15 protein-coding genes and 1 riboswitch are annotated in these 20,591 nt (G+C 38.1%); of the genes, 12 read left to right on the top strand and 3 right to left on the bottom strand.

Annotated features, from left to right (window positions below; genetic code table 11):
• Nucleotides 1-62: 62 nt before the first annotated feature.
• The 6 genes from LDM93_RS06610 to LDM93_RS06635 all read left to right on the top strand — a co-directional run bounded on the left by LDM93_RS06610 (nt 63) and on the right by LDM93_RS06635 (nt 7,997).
• Nucleotides 63-506, top strand: a complete 444-nt coding sequence (locus tag LDM93_RS06610) for a DUF721 domain-containing protein (protein ID WP_223891430.1) — start codon at nt 63-65, stop codon at nt 504-506.
• The gene (gene uvrC, locus LDM93_RS06615) at nt 494-2,284 is read left to right on the top strand and encodes an excinuclease ABC subunit UvrC (protein ID WP_223891431.1); all 1,791 of its coding nucleotides are present in this window, start codon (nt 494-496) and stop codon (nt 2,282-2,284) included. The genes LDM93_RS06610 and uvrC overlap by 13 nt, the downstream gene beginning before the upstream one ends.
• Nucleotides 2,285-2,431: 147 nt before the next feature.
• Nucleotides 2,432-2,506: riboswitch (cyclic di-GMP riboswitch) on the top strand.
• Nucleotides 2,507-2,582: 76 nt separating this feature from the next.
• Complete coding sequence (locus tag LDM93_RS06620; RefSeq protein WP_223891432.1) at nt 2,583-2,996, top strand: PAS domain S-box protein; 414 nt, start codon at nt 2,583-2,585, stop codon at nt 2,994-2,996.
• Nucleotides 2,997-3,014: 18 nt separating this feature from the next.
• A complete protein-coding gene (locus LDM93_RS06625) occupies nt 3,015-4,385 on the top strand; it encodes a hypothetical protein (RefSeq protein WP_223891433.1) in 1,371 nt (456 codons plus the stop codon).
• Between the two features lie 13 nt (nt 4,386-4,398).
• Nucleotides 4,399-7,623 carry an ATP-binding protein gene (locus LDM93_RS06630; protein ID WP_223891435.1) on the top strand — a complete coding sequence of 1,075 codons (3,225 nt, stop codon included), beginning with the start codon at nt 4,399-4,401 and terminating at the stop codon, nt 7,621-7,623.
• A gap of 5 nt (nt 7,624-7,628) precedes the next feature.
• Nucleotides 7,629-7,997, top strand: coding sequence for a PleD family two-component system response regulator (locus LDM93_RS06635; RefSeq protein ID WP_223891436.1), 369 nt, complete (start codon nt 7,629-7,631; stop codon nt 7,995-7,997).
• Between the two features lie 63 nt (nt 7,998-8,060).
• On the opposite strand, the gene lon is transcribed toward LDM93_RS06635, so the two are convergent.
• Entirely contained in the window at nt 8,061-10,481 is a 2,421-nt protein-coding gene (gene lon / locus LDM93_RS06640; RefSeq protein ID WP_223891437.1) for an endopeptidase La, read from the bottom strand.
• 84 nt (nt 10,482-10,565) lie between these two features.
• Nucleotides 10,566-11,219 (bottom strand): outer membrane protein assembly factor BamD, encoded by a 654-nt coding sequence (locus LDM93_RS06645; protein WP_223891438.1) that lies wholly within the window; start codon nt 11,217-11,219, stop codon nt 10,566-10,568.
• A gap of 349 nt (nt 11,220-11,568) precedes the next feature.
• Here LDM93_RS06645 and LDM93_RS06650 point away from each other — a divergent pair, with 349 nt between their 5' ends.
• The 6 genes from LDM93_RS06650 to hpf all read left to right on the top strand — a co-directional run bounded on the left by LDM93_RS06650 (nt 11,569) and on the right by hpf (nt 18,589).
• The gene (locus LDM93_RS06650; RefSeq protein WP_223891439.1) at nt 11,569-15,303 is read left to right on the top strand and encodes a DUF11 domain-containing protein; all 3,735 of its coding nucleotides are present in this window, start codon (nt 11,569-11,571) and stop codon (nt 15,301-15,303) included.
• Nucleotides 15,304-16,032 (top strand): type II secretion system protein, encoded by a 729-nt coding sequence (locus LDM93_RS06655; RefSeq protein ID WP_223891440.1) that lies wholly within the window; start codon nt 15,304-15,306, stop codon nt 16,030-16,032.
• Nucleotide 16,033: 1 nt separating this feature from the next.
• Nucleotides 16,034-16,843 (top strand): prepilin-type N-terminal cleavage/methylation domain-containing protein, encoded by an 810-nt coding sequence (locus tag LDM93_RS06660; protein ID WP_223891441.1) that lies wholly within the window; start codon nt 16,034-16,036, stop codon nt 16,841-16,843.
• Nucleotides 16,843-17,304 carry a type II secretion system protein gene (locus LDM93_RS06665; protein ID WP_223891443.1) on the top strand — a complete coding sequence of 154 codons (462 nt, stop codon included), beginning with the start codon at nt 16,843-16,845 and terminating at the stop codon, nt 17,302-17,304. Before LDM93_RS06660 ends, LDM93_RS06665 begins: the two co-directional genes overlap by 1 nt.
• Nucleotides 17,301-17,963, top strand: coding sequence for a Tfp pilus assembly protein FimT/FimU (locus LDM93_RS06670; RefSeq protein ID WP_223891444.1), 663 nt, complete (start codon nt 17,301-17,303; stop codon nt 17,961-17,963). Before LDM93_RS06665 ends, LDM93_RS06670 begins: the two co-directional genes overlap by 4 nt.
• Before the next feature lie 92 nt (nt 17,964-18,055).
• On the top strand, nt 18,056-18,589 hold the full coding sequence (gene hpf / locus LDM93_RS06675) for a ribosome hibernation-promoting factor, HPF/YfiA family (RefSeq protein ID WP_223891447.1): 534 nt from the start codon (nt 18,056-18,058) through the stop codon (nt 18,587-18,589).
• Nucleotides 18,590-18,727: 138 nt separating this feature from the next.
• Here hpf and recG read toward each other — a convergent pair whose 3' ends face one another.
• Complete coding sequence (gene recG / locus LDM93_RS06680; protein WP_223891448.1) at nt 18,728-20,542, bottom strand: ATP-dependent DNA helicase RecG; 1,815 nt, start codon at nt 20,540-20,542, stop codon at nt 18,728-18,730.
• Nucleotides 20,543-20,591: the final 49 nt, after the last annotated feature.

Here is a 20,591-nt window from a genome sequence, read left to right on the forward strand (position 1 = left end):
GGATTGGTTTTATATCCACACCCTGTCAAGATGATACAGCAAAGTGATGTTATAATCGCTTTATGAAAAAAGCCAATATGATTTTGTCTCATTTATCTTCACAGCCTCAGTTTAAATCATTAAAACGGCAGGAGTGTTATCAAAAGTATATCGATCTTCTGAGTCCCAAATGGCAAAAAGCTGTTGCCTTTGTATACATCAAAGACAATACACTCTTCATAGCAGTGACGCACCCTGGTTTTAAAATGGAGCTTAATTATAATAGAGATTTATTAAAAAGCCTATTAACTCAGCTTAACAGACACGATGAAGGGTGTCAGATGATGCAGGCTGAAAAGGTTGTCGTCTTCCATAGCAAGTATTATGCTATGCCTCAGGAAAAAGCGACTTATGTCAGTGTCCCTCATTATCATGAACGTGCCAAGGGAAATTTTGAAACACCTTCAGATAAAGAACTCAAAGAAAAGTTTGAACGTATTAAAGCCATAGTTACATGCAGTCAATAATTCAAGATCTCCCCTCATGTGCAGGTGTTTACCAGTATTTTGACACAAGCGGCAAGCTGCTGTATGTGGGGAAAGCTAAAAATCTTAGAAACAGAGTCAAGAGTTACTGGCGTTTTTCTCCTGAATTTAGACCAAACCCTGCTCAAAGTTCTCGCATCATCAAAATGCTCTATGAAGCCAGTAGACTTGAGTACATTGTTGTAGAAACAGAAGAAGATGCCCTCATCCTCGAAAACTCGCTGATCAAGCAACTCAAACCCAAGTACAACATTTTACTTCGTGATGATAAAACCTACCCCTACATTTATATCGATGAATCTGCTGAATATCCCAGATTTGAGATTACCCGAAAAGTCATCAAAGGAAAAAGCATTACCTACTATGGGCCTTTTCCTACTGGTGGGAAAGCCTTACTTGACGCTCTTTATGAAGTCTATCCTCTTGTACAAAAAAAGTCTTGTTTAAAAGAGGGGAAAGCCTGCCTCTTCTACCAGATCAAAAAGTGTCTGGCACCTTGTGAAGGGAAAGTATCACCTGAAGCGTATGGAGAGATCGTCACACAAGCCAAAACATCCATTGTCAAACGTAAAGATCTTATCTCTACCCTTGAAGAAAAGATGACAAACCTTGCGATGCAAGAACGTTATGAAGAAGCAGCGGCTATGCGCGACAGTATCAATGCCATCTCTTCACTCACAATCTCATCAAACATCGACTTGGCCAATGCCATGGATCTCGATATCTTTGCCATACTCAATGGCGATGAAAGAGGTGTGATCGTCAAACTCTTTATGCGGGGAGGAAAGATCATCTCTTCTGCATACTCTTACTTCAGGCATACCCATATTTTTGACGAGAATGAAGCCTATAAGCAGGCTTTATTGGAATTTTATACCATTGACACCCCTCATAGTTGCAAACAGATTCTTACTGCCCATACTTTTGAAGACTCGGAACAGGTGGCGCATAGCCTTTCTGCCCGGTTTGACAAAAAAATAGAGATCCTTACCCCGAAACGTGGGCCCAAAGCCAAACTCATCTCTTTGGCTCTGCAAAACTGTGAAGAGTTATTGCGTAAAACACAGAGTGATACGCTCATGGAACAAAAAATAGCAGATCTCTTTGACCTTTCTGTCATCCCTTACCGCATAGAAACGTTCGATAACTCTCATCTTATGGGTGCAGCGACCGTAGGAGGTATGGTCGTTTGGGATGAAAACAAATGGGCTAAATCCGCATACCGACGATACACGCTACACGAACGCGATGAGTATGGACAGATGAAAGAGATGCTCTCTAGACGGATAGAAAACTTTAAAGAACAGCCTGCTCCGGACCTTTGGATACTTGATGGAGGACAAGCCAATCTCAATCTTGCGAAAACCCTTCTAAAAGAAGCCCATGTCAATCTTGATGTCATAGCCATAGCCAAAGAGAAACTCGACGCCAAAGCACATCGTGCGAAAGGTGCAGCCAAAGATATCCTCTATACCTCCCAGGGAGTTCTTGAACTCAAAGCAAATGACAAACGTCTACACTGGATACAGCGCCAAAGGGACGAAGCACATCGTTATGCCATCACTTACCATCAAAACAAAAAACGTAAAGAAGATACGCAAATTTCGCTTCTCAATAAAAAAGGCATAGGCAAAGCAACGGTCAAAAAGTTGATCGATTATTTTGGCACATTTGAAGCCATAGAGAGCGCATCTTACGAAGAAATAGAAAAAGTTACGAATAAGAAAATCTCTAACATTATTAAAAATAATAATCCCTAATCATACATAATTTAATATTTTTTACTAAAAAGCCTCTTAATTCAATCGATTTTTAGTTTAATTGTTATAGAGTTTTATGAACTGTGTTATAAATTGAATAATACTAGGCATGTATATTCTAGTGCATCTTATGTTATAAATAACGCTAAGTTAAAAAGCTAAACTCATTGTGAAGTGGGGACAGAAAGCCATGGGTCTCATGAAGATTGCCAGGCTGCGAACAATAAACTTGATGACTGTAAGTTTATTGGAACTACACTTCTTACGCGACACATTACAAAAGGGGGGAAACAATACAATGAATAAACCTGATCCAATTGATGAAGAGTATATCTTTGAAAAAGGCTTGATCGTTAGTTCTACAGATATTAAAGGCATCATTACATACGCCAACAGAAAATTTTGTGAAATATCTGGATATACCAAAGAGGAACTCATAGGCAAGAATCACAATATCGTCAGACATCCAGATATGCCAAAAGCAGCATTTCAAGAACTTTGGGACACGATACAAGGGGGAAAAGAGTGGACTGGTATCGTGAAAAACTTGAGAAAAGATGGCAGATATTATTGGGTTTATTCACATATTTCACCTATAGTCGTGGATGGAGAGACCACAGGTTATACTGCAGCCAGAAGACCAGCATCTGAAACGGAAGTAACAGAGACCATTCCTATTTACAGGGATTTGCTAGAAAAAGAAAGTAACTAAAGAGGAGTTGTTAACAAAATGTACTATATACTAAACGAAACAAATCAAATTATCGCTGCGGATAAGAGTCTATTAGAATTGTGTGGACTGTCCCACATAGACGAATTATCATTAAAAATTGCATTAGACGATACAAAGTTTGATTTATCTGAAACAAATATCACGATCACTACAGATCATAATGATAAAATGTTTCCTATATCTAAAACTCCCCTTTCAAGTATGCTTGGTAATATCACATTAGTTGAGATACAAGCAGAGCAAGAAAAAGCAGAAGAAGATGATCTATCTGTATTAACACTTGATGATACCGTAGAAAGTATCGCTCCCCTTGAGACAGAGGATATAAGTGAAGAAATAGAGATTGCTATAGATGACAACGAGCTGTTTGATCTTGTCACAGAAGAGGAAACAGAGGATAGCGTTGAGACGGTGGAAGAACCACTCGATACAATCACTGAAGATACAGAGATCCTTGATTTAGGATTATCAGATAAAGAAGATGAAATAGCTATTGACAGAGCAGAAGAGTCACTCGATGTTTCTACTGAAGATACAGAGATCCTTGACTTGGGGTTATCAGATAAAGAAGAGGAAGTGGCTATTGATACTGCTGAGATTCTTATAGACATAGATAAAGTTTCTCAACAGATCGGTGTTTCTCATGAAGACTACGATACATTCCTTAAAGAATATATTGATACAGCACTGGGACTAGAACAGGATCTAATCAGCGAAGACAGTGCGAAACGTTCCGATGCTGTTGCAACACTTTCCCATCTTGGTGAGGTATTACAACTCCCGTTTATTGGTGATATCATAGCAAAAATAGATACTGCATCTGTAAATGATAGAAAAGAAACTGTAGCATCTTTTTACGCGGCACTCACAAGAATCACTACAGCACCAACTGTTCAAGCAGAACCTGAAATGGAACTCTTTAATACCCAAGAAGAGGCTAAAATTGATCTTTTAGGTGTAGAGGAAGAAGAAATTGAACCAGAAGTGACAGTCAGTGAAAAGGGCTTCGGTACTATTTCTCTGGAAGGTATCAAACCTATTCACTTTGACTTTCAACTTGAAGAAGCAGCAAATGATCTCTCTTTACCTGTAGAACTTATTGAAGAATTTGTACATGATTTTATTGAACAATGTCATATTGAGACTGAAAAGATGTTAAAAGCCTATGAAGAGGGTGATCTGGATGCCATTCAGAAAATAGGACATCTCCTTAAAGGAGCCGCAAGTAACCTTCGTATCAATCCATTGGCGGATACGCTCTATAAGATACAGTTTTGTGAAGACAGCAGTAATTTAGAAGCTTTAATCAAAGACTATTGGGGACACTTTTTGTCTTTCGAAATTCAAATAAATGCGCTAGCAAAATAAAAGGAAATAAACTATGACTATACGTAATAGACTTAAACTGATTGGTCTTGTACCAATTACCCTGCTCATTCTACTATCAAGTTATTTCTTTGTAACTTCATATGTAAACTATGAAAAGGCCAATGCACTCAAAACGACATTGATCAATAATGGTGCTTTGGACAAATCACTTATCGAAATAGGTAAAGAAAGCGGATTAACGGCCTTATATCTAGGAACTGATAAGAAAATGTATGAAGATGCACTTATTAAACAACGAGAGAAAACTGATGAGTCTTTTGAAAACCTTAAATATGAGGTAATCACAGAAAAAAAAGTATACCTTCCATTCTTAGTTGAACTTGTAGGAAGTAGAACAGTACAATGGACAGACCCTTATACACTGCTTGTATCAAATATAGGTAAACTTCCAGAAGCGAGAAAAAAGATAGATTCTGAAAATGTAGATTTTAAAACTACTTTTTTTCAAACCTATAGAAATGGTTTATCTACTCCAACGCTTGACAAGATTCTTACACTTAAGAAGTATGCTCTTGATACAGATATTTCAGTACTGATCGATACACTTACACAAATTTATACGGCTAAAGAGAACAGTGGACTTGAAAGAGGGTTTATTTCATACTATATGGCAAAAAAATCTTCTTTAACGTTCGAGGAAATTGCTTTATGGGATGAATTTAAAACAAAAGCGCATATTTTTGATATTAAGCAAGTAGCCAATAGTGCATTGCGTCAACAACTTGAGAAAGTCCTCTATAATGATCAAGCTAAAGAAGTGATGAATGACCTAGCCCAGACATCATCTGCGATTCAAACGGATATCGATAATGGAGACTATGCGGAAGAGGTTTTAGACTGGTTTGCACTTCAAACACAGAAGATCGCATTGCTTTCAAAAGCAGAACTTGTGGTGTCAAATGCTTTATGGAAAAAAAGTAACCTCTACCTTGAGAAACAACTTTTACTTCTTGCTATCGCAGGCGCTATCTGGTTGCTGAGTTTTATTTTGGCATACCTCGGGTACACAACCGCAAGAGATATTACAAGAAATATTAAAGAGCTTGAAGACGTACTTAACAAAGCAGTGGAAGAGATGAAAACCAGCGATGAATATCTTGCATCCGATTCACATGCTATTGAAAATATTGACCTTGATACGCATGAAGGTACAAAAGAAGCCTATAAGTTCCTTGAAGACCTTGTTGAAACAGCAAAAGATGATAAACTCATTGCCCTCCAAGCCAATGAAGCAAAATCTCTTTTCCTTGCAAACATGTCACATGAGATCCGTACACCACTGAACGGTATTGTTGGGTTTACAGAAATCTTACGTAGTACAAACCTTTCAGAAGAGCAAGAGGAATTCCTTGCAATTATCGATAAGAGTTCTGAAAACCTTTTGAGTATTATCAACAACATTCTTGACCTTTCAAAAATTGAAAGTAACAAGGTCGAGATTGAAAGTGTTGTATTTGATGCGGCCGAAGAGTTTGAAAGTGCAGTGGAAACCTATGCTGTTGCTGCAACAGAGAAAAATATTGATATGAACTACTATATGGATCCAACGATCTCTACAAAACTCAAAGGGGATCCGACAAAGATCAAAGAGATTGTTATTAACCTTCTCTCTAATGCCGTCAAATTTACAAGTTACGGTGGAGAAGTGAATCTTGATATTGTAAAAGAGACAGATGACAATGGTGTCAACAGAGTTAAATTCACGGTAAAAGATAACGGTATTGGTATGACAAAAGACCAACAGTCTCGTATTTTTGATGCCTTTTCTCAAGCCGATGTATCGGTTACAAGAAAGTATGGTGGTACAGGTCTTGGTCTAACTATTTCCAGTCAATTCGTTGAACTTATGGGTGGAAAACTTGAACTTGAAAGTGCTAAAGACCATGGTACCTCATTCTTCTTCTCTTTACCATTGGAAGAGGTTGCATCTACTGAGGTCAATTACGAACATGCGTTCAGCGATCTTGTCATAGGTAAATATGAGCAAGAGATTCCGACAAAACTAGACAAAAATCTTGAAAAATGGTTTGAATACTTTAGTCCGACTGTCAAACATTTTGAATCCATAGCTGAACTAAAAGATCTTGACTATAATGATACGTGTAAAAACTACTGGATCGATCTTGACAAAGCAAGACAAAATATACTGGATGCTATTCAGAATATGGATAAATCAAAACTCATTGTTATTGCTAATGTTACAAGCCGTGATAAAGTTGAAGCGCTGGGTATTGATCAAAGTCGTGTTCTCTTTAAGCCCGTTACACTCTCTAAATTAAAAACTGTCTTAACCAATACAGCTTCTGTAGCGCCACAACTGATTAAAGAAACAGCAGCAACACAACAGACAAGATTTGATGCCAAAGTATTGGTTACAGAAGATAATATCATTAACCAGAAACTTATCAGACGTATACTTGAAGAACATGGGATCACGGTTGATATCGCAAACAATGGTCTTGAATCATTTGAAAAACGTAGAAGTGGTGATTATGATCTGCTCTTTATGGATATTCAAATGCCTGTGATGGATGGTATCGAAGCAACACATGAAATCCTTGACTATGAAGAAGATGAAGAGTTAGCGCATATCCCTATCGTAGCCTTAACAGCAAATGCACTTAAAGGTGACAGAGAGCGGTTCTTAAGTGAGGGTATGGATGAGTATATCACTAAGCCTATTGAAACGACAGAATTACTTTATATACTCAACAAATTCTTATCAGACAAAGCAAGCAGTGAGACCGCAGAACCTGTTAAAACAGAAGAGAAGGTTGTAGAAGAGAAAACGATGGAAACACCTGAAGAGAGTGTCACTCCGGTAATGGAAGTCTCTGATGAACCAGAACTAAATCTCGAAGAACCTGCAGTAGATCTCATTGAGACACCAAAAGAAAAAAAGATTCTTATTGCTAAAAAATTCGTACTGGCTCGTAGAGTTTTAGCTAAAGTCCTGGAAAATCTGGGTCATGACTATGATATATTGGATGATATGGAGATGTTAGAGAATACATTGGCGTCAGGTGACTATGATATACTCTTTACCGATACAAACCTGGTTACAGAGAGCATCAGCCAAGCTAATAGAAATGTAGCTATAATTTCATCAAGTAATACAAATGTTCCTCAAGAAGTAAGTGTACAAAAAGGTGAAACCATCTCAAATACAGCTTCTAAAGAAGAGACAGAAAATATAATAAATAAGTATAGAGGATAATAGACATGGCATTAAAAGTACTCGTTGTTGATGATGACTTCATCAACAGAAAGCTAATACAGACTCTTTTAAAAAAGAATCCAAAAGTAACAGAAATCATAGAGGCAGAAAATGGGTCTGACGCATTAGATAAAATGAAAAAAGATCCTAGTATCAATCTTATACTATTAGATATCATGATGCCAGTTGTAGATGGTATAGAATTTCTTAAGATCTTTAGGTCTGACATGAATAATGCACAGGTACCTGTCATTGTACTCTCTACAGATGATACACGTAAAACAGAAGTCTATGACAATGGTGCAAACGACTTCTTACGTAAACCTGTTATGCAAGACAATCTCTATCAGAAAATAGATCAGTGGACAGACTAAGATCTTAATACTACAAACACGACCAGCCCAATAAAGGCTGGTCAACCTTTATAAATAATCCCTTTATTTTACAAATATTTCTTTCAATACTTCTTCAATTCGAGACACTCCAATAATGTCTATATTACCCTTTACTTCATCAGGAATATCATCTAGATCACGTTCATAATTTTTCATTGGAATGAGTGCTTTTTTAACCCCTGCTTTATAAGCAGCGATCAATTTCTCTTTAAGTCCACCTATAGGAAGTACTTTCCCCGTCAGTGTAACTTCGCCTGTCATTGCAACTTTATTGTCTATCTTTTGTCCGCTTAAAATGGAGGCGATGGCACTTACCATAGCGATACCGGCACTTGGTCCATCTTTAGGTGTTGCACCTTCAGGTACATGGATATGAAGGTCATAACGCTTATAGACTTCACTCGCATCTACTGTGATATGTTCTTCTCTCTCTTTAGGACTGTGAGGTATGATGGAAGGAGAGATAGGAAGCTCACCATTGTCTATCAGTATCTTCACAACAGAATGTGCGATACGAACAGATTCTTTCATCACATCACCTAAACTACCGGTAAGCTGTAATGCACCTTTACCTTTGATCTTGATCGCTTCTATGGTTAAAACATCTCCTCCAACTGCCGTCCATGCCAATCCACTGACAATTCCGACTTGAGGTTTACTGTCTACTTGCGATATTTCAAATACTTTCTTGTCTGTAAATTTTTCCAAGTTCTTTCTTGTGATGCTTATCGACTCTTTTGTTGTATCTTCCAAGAGTTGTCTTGCACCTTTTCGCATCAAGCCGGCTATTCTACGACGTAAATTACGTACGCCTGCTTCTCTGGTATACTCATCGATCAGTATTTTAAGTGCTTTATCGGAAATAGAAAATTCTCTACGCTTGAGTGCATGTTTTTTTAGTTCCTGAGGTATGAGATAACGCTTTGCGATCTCAAATTTCTCTTTAGGGGTATAAGAGTTCAACCCTATGAATTCCATTCTGTCACGTAACGGAGCAGGTATACGTCCCACATCATTGGCAGTAGCAATAAAAATAGCTTTACTCAGATCAATGTTAAAATTGAGATAATAGTCTCTATACTTGCTGTTTTGCTCCGGGTCTAGTATCTCAAGCAGTGCTGCGGTAGGGTCACCCCTCATGCTACGTCCTACTTTATCTATCTCATCGAGTACGATGACTGGGTCCATGCTTTTGGCTTCTATGAGTCCTTGTACTAGGCGCCCAGGCATTGCCCCTACATACGTTCTTCTATGTCCTCTAAGTTCATTGACATCTTCAAGTCCACCCAGTGCCATTCGCACAAGGGGTCTTCCCAATGCAGTGGCGATGGAGTTGGCAAGTGAGGTCTTACCTACACCCGGAGGTCCTGCGAAACAGAGTATGACACCCCCTGTCTCTTTTTGTTTGATGCCTCTAAGCTCTGCCAGTTCACGAACAGAGAAAAATTCAACAATGCGTTCTTTGGGTTTTTCCAGTGAATAATGGTCTTTATCGAGCTCAAGCGAAACATCTTTCACACTTAGGTTTTTCTTGGTTAACTTTCCAAAAGGAAGTTCAAGTACCCATTCCAAATAACTCTGAAGTACATTGGCATCTGCCGAATCAGGATGCATACGTGCAAAACGGTCTAACTGTTTACTGATCTCTTTAAAGGCATCTTCTTGCATGTGAGGTTTGAGTTCTGCTATTTTTTCTCTAAAGTTGGCGATCTCCTCTTCTCTTTGCGTATCCATGCCTAACTCTTGCTGGATCTCTTTAAGTTGTTCTTTGAGGAAATACTCTTTGTTGGTCTGTTCTATCTTGGTATGCACTTTTGTACGTATCTCACGTTGCACTTTTGCAGACTCTATCTCAGAGGTTACGATGTCAATGAGACCCAATAAACGTTTTTCTATATTCAATTCCACATAGAGAACATAGGCTACTTCTTTATCCAGTTTCAACATAGAAGAAACCAGGTCTGCTATACGGTTTGGTTCATCATTCTCTTCTATGGTACGTACAAGGTCCGCAGGTATTTGACTGTTTAAAGCAGAAAGTTTTTTGACTTTATCTCTGAGAATATCCATCAAAGCATCTGCTTTGAGTTTATTATAACTCTCTAACGTGACCACATCTATCATGGCACGATTAAAAGGTCCTTCTTGAGGTTCAACGATCTTTCCTCGGGCAAGACCTTGGAAAAGTATCTTGACCCTACCATCAGGTATATGTACTTTTCGCATGATCGATCCGACAACCCCTACTTTATACATGGTATCAAAATCATGTATGCCTTCTTTCCCAGGTATGGATGAAGTCACAAAGAGTAAAGAGTTATTTTCCATCGCATCGGTTGCGGCATCGATATCTTTCTGATCTGTAAGAAAAATAGGACTTATCATAAAAGGGTAAAGGAAAAGTTCATCCTCGACCACTATAGGTAAGGTAGTGGGAAATGCATCATAATCACTGAGTTGCATAATGTTGCTCCTTTAAAAATATTAAATTTTGTTTTATATATCAAACACACCCTTAAAAGGTGTTTTATAGCTTCACGTTAAAGGTTAGTCGAAGACATAACCTATAATGCCTTTCTCAGGTGGCGTAATATCAGTCATTTCAACCACAGAGCCTTTGTTTTTCTCTCTGTAGATCTTTGCTGCCTCTTCTTTGCCTGTACGGTCATACAATGCTGCGATATTTTCATTCAGCAAGTACTGGCTCATATGTAATCTTATCAGCATAGTGTTGACAAGTGGTGCATAAGGAGAGCCCGGATAACGGTTAATGTATACTTTAGCCGTGGCGATACTGTCTATAATGAGTTTTTGGTCCTTGTAGACATCTTTGATACCTAAAAACGATGCTTTGAGTTTCATAAAGTCTGTATATTCACGACTTTCATACTCACCAAAACGTTTGTTATACTCATCAAGGTAATAGTTCGCAAGCAGATACTCTTCAGCATTCATATGTGCATATGCAAGCATCATTAAAGAGGTCGGCATGAGCGGTGAACGCATATGTTCACTCTTAAGGGAAATGTAGTACGCATCAGCTTTATCCAAATTTCCGCTCGTAATACTATTGGCTATTTGCTGATACCAATAGAGTGCAGGTTTATTAAACTCGGCCACTTCCTTTTCATCTCCGCATCCTACAAATAAAAATGATATTGCTAAAGCCATACCTACTAAAACACTTTTCTTCAAGTTCATATCTTTCCCTAATTAAAATCTAATAACATATATAATAGCTCAAAGTATGTAAAAAGCGTATTAGCAGTAACTCTATTTCACTAAATATCTTTTTAAAAGATACTTCTACACCAGTAAAATCAAAATAATATTTCTTAAAAATGGTCATTATAAAGTAAATCTATGTTTTAAAATATACAAAAGTTACCAATTATAATATTAAATAATAAAAGAAGCTTTATTTTAAGATAACTTAAATGTTAAAAAACTTATACTTATGTACAATATGAATTAGGCTCTATTTAGGGATAGATGTCCTCTATAAACTGGAGAGTTTGATCTCTTTAGCTAAATTATAACAGGATATATGATGAAACTTTTAAATAAACTTTTTACTCTATTACTTTTTTCTTTCTTCTTAAGTACATATATACACGCTGTAACTTATGAAGATGCTGAACCCATTAATGATAGCTGCCCGGGTGAAGCTTTAAGCACAATTGTCAGTGGTACAACTACTTTTACTGGTACCATTGAAAGAGCAAATAACGGGCTAGGGTTAACTGGTATTGATTATTCTCAAATGACTATTCCAAGTGATGGAAATATCACTATCACATGGCAAACTGACGACAATGGAAATCAAGCTTCTTTTTTAGTCGGTTCATCCTGTGATGATGATATCTATTACGATGGGTCAAGCCGTGAAAATACACATACGACAGATACATTTTCCGTGAATGCAAATGATGTTATTTACCTAAAAATATATGATGGTGAGGCTGAAGGCTATAGTATTACCATCACGTATAATCTTGCTACTCCTACTCCAGGTACTGACTTGCAAATTACAAAAGTGGACAGTGATGATCCTGTTGAAATTAATGAAGAGTTTTATTATATTATTGATGTTTCAAATGCAGGTGACAGTACATCATCGGGTATAGTAGTACATGATATGTTGCCTATAGGTATGGATATGAATAAAACTAAAACCAATGAAGCTTCTGGGTTTTGGTCATGTGATCAACAGGCTGGTTCTCCTCATGTCTATTGTACTCATAACAGTGATATACCTTCAGGAGTGACCCATACTATCTATTTACATGTAACGGCACCTGATATAGCAGGCGTCATTACCAATAACGTCGAGGTCAGTGACAATAACGGTTCTCATGATACTGCATTTGAAGAGACAACTATTACGGCAGAAATACAAAATGCAGATAATCTTTGTTACATAGAAAACACTGTTGCATATGGTGCCAATACCGATATCAATGCTTCATGTGAAAAAAGAGGTAACTTTTTTTATGGTAATATTGGCGGACAGGACGATTGTGTCGCACAAGTGATTATTCGAAAAGACCTAAATGTATCAATTGACCCTATAACCGGACTTGATGTCACTAAAATGTATGCTCCTGGTCTTAGTAGTGGTTCAGCTACTTCTTCAACAGGAAGTACAGTACTTAACGGTGGAGTAAAAACCACCTTAAACTTTGAAAGTTTTACTTCTTATCAGGAAGGCTATGTCGTACGGGTGAACGACGGCGTAATAGATGATAACAATTTAACTATTACTGATACAGGATCTGATTATACTCCAAATATGAATGGTATTGCGCTTTATGCGGATTATAATATATCTAATGAGCATCACTTTGGACGTATTTATGCCTGTAGTGGGGCCAGTGAAGGTGGTATAGAAATTAACTATTCTACTGATGTCATTGATACTCATATCGGTGCTGATGCTGCTATAGCAAGCCAATATAATGCCAGTACAGATACTTCAGATACAGATAATAACATAAAATATATACGGACCATGGTTAGTGCATCTCCTACTAGGACGATTGAGGGTGTGCATCTTAATCTTGATGGAGCTGCTACAGTCTATACGCCAACCAATCCTGATTTTAACTTCATTATTTCACCCATCCTTGTTAATGATTCATGTGCTGGAGGAGTTGAGCCGCTCTATGAACCTGGTACGAATAATCCAGCTTTTATTATCGTACCCGATAATGCATATTCTGCTACAGGGGCCATAGAAGTTCCTAGTACTGTAAGAAAAAGTGCCAGATTGCAACTTATAGCTATAGACCCTGACTCTTTAAGTGTAGAGGGACAGCAATGTATTCTTAGTAGTAGTGCTGATGGAAACTTTGCAGGGGTACCATCCTGTGCCAACTCTGAAGTACAATATTCAGATTCATTTGGTCAAGATGCCTGGGATAGATGTGGTATAGCTAGTGGAAGACCTTGTGACCCAAATAATCATGGTATTGCAAACACAAGTGATCCCTCTTATAATCCAGATACAGACAGTATTTATGTGAATGATTACGGCTGTTATTTGTGTACCTTTAATGTTGCACCGGTCTGCTCAACAGATAACTTTGCCATCCGTCCTGAAAAGTTTGATATGGAGATGTCAGACACCGATGCACCTAATCTTTTGCGTGCAGGAGAAGGTTATGGTGTTTCTCTGACCGCAAGAGATGCTCTAGGCAATATGCCAGTTGACTATACGGTGACTGATCACAATTTCAATAGCGATCTTGCTAGTAGGACAACGAAATATTTTAAAAACGGAATTGTAGATACGTCCGACCTACTTCACGGTACATCTGAATTAAATAATACGGCTGTAGCATACATGGTTGAAGGTTTGTCAAGTTTAACCACTTCCAATCCAGGAAGTGCACAAGAAATTGTTGATGTAACCTATGATGATGTAGGTAAAATAAATTTAGAAATATATGATGAAGAGTGGGCTGCGATAGATAATGATGATACACCAATGGATTGTAATAGTTCTAAGCATACTTATATCTGTGGAGATTTAAATGTGACTTTCATTCCTCATCACTTCGGATTTGCAGAGCTTGCTATCTATAACCATGCAGGTCCAACTAGTGACTTTACCTATGTTGCAGATAAAAGGGGTATGCCGTCTACAACTCCACCTACAAGAAGCCCAATGGCTGCCCGAGTAAAGACACGTATAGAAGCACTTAATAAACAAAATGGCATTACACAAAACTTTAAAAAGGACTTTGCTGGAAACCAATATTATGAAAATAATATTACAGTTATTCAAAAGGTTAAAATACCAACTGCTCGTACCCTTCCTAATGAACCGCATGCTTATCTATTTGGATCTGATGCAAATGAATCTAAAATAGATAACAAGCTTATAGGATTTGGTCGGACTATTGGTACAGAAACAGATAGTCCAGGAACAAGAAATATCAAATGGGATGAAAGTACTTACCCACTCGATTTTAACTTCCAAAGAAAGATCAATGAAGAGGCAAACCCATTTGATGTTAATGGTACTTACTATTCCATTTCGGTCACCTCTGAGTATGTAGATATAGATACTGGAAACCTAGCAAAAATAGATGGAAGTCGCGTCGGTGATGATAATGCTTCAACATCACCATGTATTGCACCACCGGCGGGAAGTTGTGTCAACTCTAATGCAGCATCAAAAGCAACTTTCTACTATGCAAGAACCCGACCATCTCAATATTTTTATGATGACATCACAGCTGCCAATGTCAATACGCCTATTGCGATCGATGTCTATTGTGATCTTCTATTTTCAGAATGCTATGAATATGGTATAGATATATACAATGCACAGATCAATGAAGCGGATTGGTGGTTATCATTAGATCATACTGAAAACAATACACGTCATGATGGGAATGTCACACTTCATGTAGGTGCTGTTACCCCTGCAGGCACCGCATCCGTTTCCTCTATAATATCTACAGACCCAGCCGAAGTGCAAATTACCTTGGGTGGTATAGATCCAACTGTTGGTGTAACAGCCACTTCAGCAGATAGACCTATGACTGTTGATATAGAATTGGTACACAACATACTGCCATTCACATTGCCATACTATACCGCTTCAATACCATATACTAACAGTTGGTTGATCTATAATGAGGACTCTTTAGACCTTCCAAGTCCTTTCTATAAAGTACGTTTTATCGGTATATCTGATTGGGCGGGGCATGGTGATACAGGACATGTTGTTGGTGGTAGTACCAGTACCAAGAAAAATAGACGACTAGGATGGTAAATGATTCTCAAAACTAAAATAATGCGTCCGGCAATTGCCATGATAGAATTGATCTTTGCCATTGTGGTCATGGGCATCATACTGATGTCTGCGCCTCAACTCATCAGTACAGCAACCAAAAGTGGTTATGTTGCGATCCAACAGGAAGCTATCAATGAGGCTGCATCCAGAATTAACATGATCATGGGTTACCATTGGGATGAAAACAGTGCAGATGAAACTGTGCTCGATCCTATTTTACAAACTGCAAGTCCAGTAGCCGACCTTGCGGAATCTACATATACAGACGGAAATGGGACAGGACGAAGAGTTGGTACTCCATTGGAGAGCTACAGAAGTTTTGTGAGACCGGATGGTTCCAGACTTACAGCTACAGCAGCAGGTGGACTGGGAAATGATGGTCTAGAAAATGACATAGACGATTTTATAGGTATTATCGGATTGAATCTTGCAGGAACGGGAACAGGGACAAATTACATTGAAAAGAATGTAACTATTGCCACTGCAGTATTCTATATATCCGATAATACAAATTACAATCCTGCTGGCAATACCATCAATTTTAATGCAGACTTTACCCAGCAATCAGCAACTACCACTAACATAAAACGTATCAGCACTACACTTACCAGTGATGCTGCGAGTCCGGACGAACTTGACAAAACTATTATACTGCATGCATTTTCTTGCAATATAGGTGGATACAAACTTGAAGAGAGGGATTTCTAATATGAATCACAAGAGACTCACCCCGGCCTTTAGTATGCTCGAACTTGTTTTTGTTATCACCATACTTGGTATTGTTTCATCCATTGGTGCTGAATTGATCGCCAAAGTCTATGAAGGCTATATTGTTCAAAGAGCAGAGCATCGAGCTACAATTAAAACAGAGTTAGCAGCAACACAGATAGCAAATAGACTTACTTCTGCAATTCCGGGTACTGTTTATCGAAAAAATAGTGGCGCAACTGTTATTGAAGAGATAACTGATGATATGAGTTTACCTGGAAATGCATATACTGTGCTTCAATGGGTTGCTAGTGACATGGACAGTTACAATGCAGCAGCTACACCTGGATGGAGTGGATTTTGTGATATTGATGATCCTGCCAATACAGCAAATTCACTTTCAACTCCAGGATCTGCATTGGGTACTACCACTGCTGTTATAAATAACCTCTCATCATCTGCACCTGCGCCTAAAATATATTTTCCTTATGACTCTAATGAATATAATGCCACAATTGCCGGTACAACCATTACACTCTCAGGAGCGGGAGCACCACATATCGTAGAGCACTACAAACTGGCTTGGTCTTCTTATGCTTTAGCAGTAGAGAATGGAGACCTCTATCTTTATTATGATTTTCCTGCCATACCGGCAGTAGGAGTCGGTACTAAAAAATCACTATTGTTATCAAATGTTAGTACATTCAAATTTAAAGGTGATGGACAAACCATCCGATTTAAGATTTGCAAAGAAGAACGAATAAGCGAGGATATAAATATCACAGCATGTAAAGAAAAGGCGGTATTCTAATGAGAAAAGCATTTTCAATGTTAACAGCGATTTTTATTATCGTTTTGATGGCAACAGTAGCAGCATTTATAATGAATCTTTCAGGGAAAATGGTTAAAGGAACTACTGCACAGTTCCAACATGAACAGTCTGTTCTTTTGGCAAAAAGCTATACTGAATATGCCATTATGGCGGTCACTGCAAATGAGCATAATACCTCTACCTGCCTGAATAATATTAGTGGTGGTTATGGAGATATTGGGGGTGGTAATTATCTCTATAATATTGATGTCAATATCTCTTATATCGGAGATACGAACTTACATGCGAATTGTAGAACACTAAGTAATAGTGTCGTCGCTACAAAATCTCCACTCAACATTATTGTTGATGTCTTTGTCAAATATAAAGATTTAGATCATCCAGCAGGTGCAAATACACCTGATACCACTTATCATAGAAGGAGCTTACAAAAAATATGAGAACTATAACTAAACAAACAAAAGCCTTTACTATGATTGAATTAGTATTCGTCATTGTCGTTCTGGGTATACTTGCTGCACTTGCTCTCCCTAGAATGGATCGTGATTTAAGGCAGGAAGCAGCAGATAACATTCTCTCTGCAATACGATATACACAACATTTGGCACTTAATGATGATAAGACAGATCCATTTGATCCGAACTGGCAAAATGAATTATGGCAAATTCAATTTAGTACAACAGCATCTACAGGCTATCTGTTTTATGTTATTGGGTCAGATACAGATCATACTGGAGGAACTACAGCTTACCCTGCAAAAGAGGAAACAGCCATTGATCCCGTAAATGGTAAATATATATTCCATATAAGTGCAAACTCTGAACTTCAAGATGAAGAGAGCCCAAATATACTTTTAGGGAAAAAATATGGTGTATCTGGAGTAAATCCAACTGGAGGATGTACCACTCAACAACTTGCTTTCGATCAACTTGGAAGACCGCATACAAATGTAGGTGGTGCAGGAAATACTTATAATACATATATGAGTGCTGACTGTAATTTGACATTCAGTTTTACAAATAATGCAGCTTTACCTTTTTCTATCATTATCACAAAAGAAACTGGATATGCCTATATTGATGGTCAAGAGGATTCTTAATCTCTTCTCTATTTACCTTTCATTAAGTATCTTAAGTTAAAATTAAGTATGGATATAGCGATATATCTATACTTTAATATTAAGGATATATTATGAACAAAAGTATAACGGGAAGACATTTCGAACTGACTGAGCCTATAAAGGCATATGCTGAAGCAGCCATAGATAGTTTAGAGAAATATCATTTAGACATTATATCTGCCAGTACAGTTATCTCTGCAAGTGAGAAGAATGGGAAAAAAGGCTTTGTCACAGAGTTCATTATTAACCTTAAAGATAAAAACACGATCGTTATCACCCAAGTGGATAAAGATGTGTATGCTGCCATGGACCTTGCTATAGAAAGAGTGAAAAAATCACTTAGAAGACATGCCGATAAAATAAAAGATCATAAAGTTATGAGTTTTAGGGATTTGGGAGAAGAAGCTGAAGCTGTCAGTGAATTAACCACAGAGGAAGTAGAGATTGTCCCAATGGACTTAGAGCTTCACAAGCCAATTGATTTTGATGAAGCGATAGAAGCACTTCAAGCTGAGAAAAAAAGACAATTTATTGTATTTAATGACAATGAGGGGTTGATGAGAGTCATGTATAAAAGAGCGGATGGGAGATTCGGACTCTATTAATAGAAAGGCAAATGGGCAAAGCCCATCTTGCCTACGCTAACGCTTACTTGGCTTACGACTCGCATTTAATGCCTCGCATGCACTGTAATTTAGTTACTTGTCAGCAACCGGATCATGACACTGGTGTCACTTTAAATCTTAACCATTCATATTCACACTTCCCAATCTATTTTTAGCCCTGAGAACCACCTCTTCATCTTCAGCCATATCTAACCATTTAAACCTTTGCCCACTCTGTATACTACCATCTAGTATATCACCACTGTCTCGAAACTTCAGATCCAGTTTCGCGATATCAAAGCCATTGGTTGTTTGGGAAAATTGTTCCAGTCTGAAGTTCTCTGTACTGTTAGAGTAGAGATAACACCAGCTCTTTAAACCGTTACGGCCTACTCTACCCCTGAGTTGATGCAGTGTAGCAAGTCCAAGCCGTTCTGCACCAACTATAACGATCAGTGTAAGCTTCGGCAAGGAGATTCCCACTTCAACCACTGTGGTTGCTAAAAGTATGTTTCCTTTTTCCCTGAATTCAAGTAACACATCCTCTTTTTGTTTATCTTTTCCATGTGTAACATAGACATTCTCAAACTTCTCTTCCCAAAATCCTCTACTCTCTTCCAGAGACTGATAGGGTACTTCACTGCTCTCCTCTACCAAGGGGTAAATGATGAGCACCTGATGCTCTTGTGCTATCTCTTCTTTGATATGTGTCAAAAGGTTGGGAAAATCTTGTTTACTGATGGTCTGAGTCAATACTTCACGTTCAAAAGGCGTGGTGGTAATGAGACTGACATCAAGAAGTTCAGACTCCATCATCGCTTGTGTTCTTGGTATAGGGGTAGCAGAGAACTGTATAAAATGCGGTTTTTTCTCATCTGCACTTACCAAGGCTTCCAGACTCTGTCTCTGTTTGGTTCCAAAACGATGCTGTTCATCCACCATGACCAAAGAGGCCTGGGGTAGATCTTCTTTGAAAAGAAGCGCATGCGTACCTATAATAAAATCTGCAGTTCTATAATCTCCCTGATCTTTGCCTTGCATGACCAGTGCCACTTTGACATGTTCGGGCAAATGTTTACATGCCTCTTCATAGAGTTGCAGTGCAAGCAGTGAGGTAGGTGCCATCAAAATACTTATATGCGGCAGCGCTATCATCACTGAGGCAAGTATCACCATCGTTTTACCAGAACCCACATCACCAACGACCATTCGTTTGGCTGCTTTGTCTTCTCTTGCCAAGTCTGATCGTATCTGTGCTATGACCTTTTTCTGTTCTTGTGTCAGCGTAAAAGGCAAATGATCAACAAAAGGTTCTATACTCCCGGTTAGTGCTCTGTGTGCAGGAAAATCTGCCCTTTTACCCCGTAATTTTTTTAGATGATTGTAGGCTTCAACAAACTTTAGTACAGTGACAAAGTCCGGCTTAAATGTTGTGCCATCATACACCTCTTCCATACTTTTTGGAAAATGTATATGCATCAGGGTTGAGACTTCTCTGCTGTCCAAACCTTCATTATATAGATTTTGTTCATTGATATAACACTCTATCAAAGAAGATATCTCACTCTCTTTGAGTACGGTTTTGTACTTAGGTGTTATTTTACCTATTGTTTTGATGGACTTGGGCTGTGACATTTGCAAGTAGCCTTTATACTCTTCCAGCCTGCCTTGTATCACATGGCTTGAGCCTACTTCAAAAAGTTTATGGTGGTAAGGCGTCACCCTAAAAAAAGTAGAAGAGAGTCGTCTTCCTGATTTTGTGAGGTTAAACGTGACACGCAGCTTCCCCCCGTAAATACTTGAATCAACTACTTTGGCTTCAAGGGTATTGACTTTACCTAGTTCCAGAGTAGTTGAGAGTGTTGTATCATTATATGAAGTAGGAATGATGAGTGCTAAGTCAAGCAAAGAGTGAATCTTAAGCTTTTTAAAGAGTTGTTTTGCTTCTTCCATCTCTATACTATTTCCCTTTTGTTTTAATGATTATACAAAAAGTTTTAAA

This window comes from Sulfurovum sp. TSL6 (assembly GCF_019972115.1).
Lineage (GTDB): Bacteria > Campylobacterota > Campylobacteria > Campylobacterales > Sulfurovaceae > Sulfurovum.